This is a genomic window from Candidatus Deferrimicrobiaceae bacterium (assembly GCA_035256765.1).
Classification (GTDB): Bacteria; Desulfobacterota; Deferrimicrobia; order Deferrimicrobiales; family Deferrimicrobiaceae; genus CSP1-8.
Genome location: DATEXR010000151.1, coordinates 1 through 1,238, shown reverse-complemented (window position 1 = coordinate 1,238; position 1,238 = coordinate 1). Strand labels below are relative to the sequence as shown.

Sequence of the window (1,238 nt, the reverse complement as noted above, 5' to 3'; positions counted from 1 at the left end):
GTCGAGATATCTCCAGCCGGTGCCGGGAGGCAGGGGAGGCGATTTCCATCGGCAGAAGAGCCAGATCCCGAACAGCGCGCCGATGATCCCGCCGAAGGAGCTGATGTTCTCCCAGATCTTCAGGATCATCCACGGGTTTTTCGCCGCCTCGCGGGGAAAGTACGCGAGGATGGCGAAGAGATGGGCCGACACGAACGCCGCGATCAGCAGGAAGAACAGCAGGTCCGCGCACAGGTCGGTGTCCAGGGAGAGCTTCCGGCACCGGACAAGCGTTCCCTGGATGCCCGCGAGCATGGCGATCGCGACTAAGATGCCGAAGGCGTACAGTTTCACCGGCCCGAGGACGAGAACGGGCTGCTCGAAGTAGGGGATCACCCGGAACGGGTCTTGCCCGGGGCGGACGTCCCCCGGAAATCGTGGCAGTCGACGCATGCCCCCTCTACGTTGTGATCCGCCTTGTCGCCGTGGCACGCCAGGCAGGTATCGCGCCCCGTGACTTCCCACACGTGGGGACGGTGGCACTCCGTGCAGGAAAGGCCGGGGTGCTCCCCTTTCCGGTGGAGGCCGGGCAGGACCGGGTGGCACTCCCGGCAGGGCGTGACCGGTTGCGCCTCGAACTTCTTCGTGTGGCAGTCCCCGCAGGCCATGGACATCATGGGGGCGGATTTATCGATCTTGTGGCACTCGGCGCAGTCGTTGGGGGGGCGGTACCCCGCGGAGTGGCATTTGTTGCACAAGGTGCGGGCATGCTTCCCTTCCAGGCTCATGGGGTGCCACGCCATCTTGGGGCCGGGCATCATCGCCCCGAGGGGCGCGAGAGGGCCGCGTTCCGGCATGGTGTGACAGGTGGAGCACTCCGTGGTCAGGACCTTCCCGCTTTTAGAGACGTGCCTGCCGTCGTGGCAACGGAAGCAGCCCGGCCAGTTCCGGTGCCCGATATTCGAGGCGTACGTCTTCCAGTTCACCTTCATGTCCGGGAAGACGCTGTGGTTGTAAATGTTGATCGCGGTATCGATCGCCTTCTCCACGTCGGCCTTCCGGGCCTTGTACACCTCCGGATACCGGTTCCGGTAGAACGTCGCGATGTCGGTCCGCAGGCCCTCGTGGGCCCTCTCCCGGTTCGGGTACTCCACGACGAGGCCGTCCACGACCACCTTTTTCACCCAGGGAAGGGTCCGCGAGATGAGATGGGACGCCATCGCCTTGTCCACCGCCGCCTCGGGGGGCTCATAGATATG

2 protein-coding genes are annotated in these 1,238 nt (G+C 64.9%); both read right to left on the bottom strand.

Annotated elements, in window-relative coordinates:
• Nucleotides 1-375 (bottom strand): prolipoprotein diacylglyceryl transferase family protein (locus VJ307_05210; GenBank protein HJX73538.1); only part of this gene is annotated, 375 nt, incomplete at its 3' end.
• The coding region (locus VJ307_05205) for a hypothetical protein (GenBank protein HJX73537.1) at nt 372-1,238 on the bottom strand (867 nt) is incomplete at its 5' end. The genes VJ307_05205 and VJ307_05210, both read right to left, overlap by 4 nt.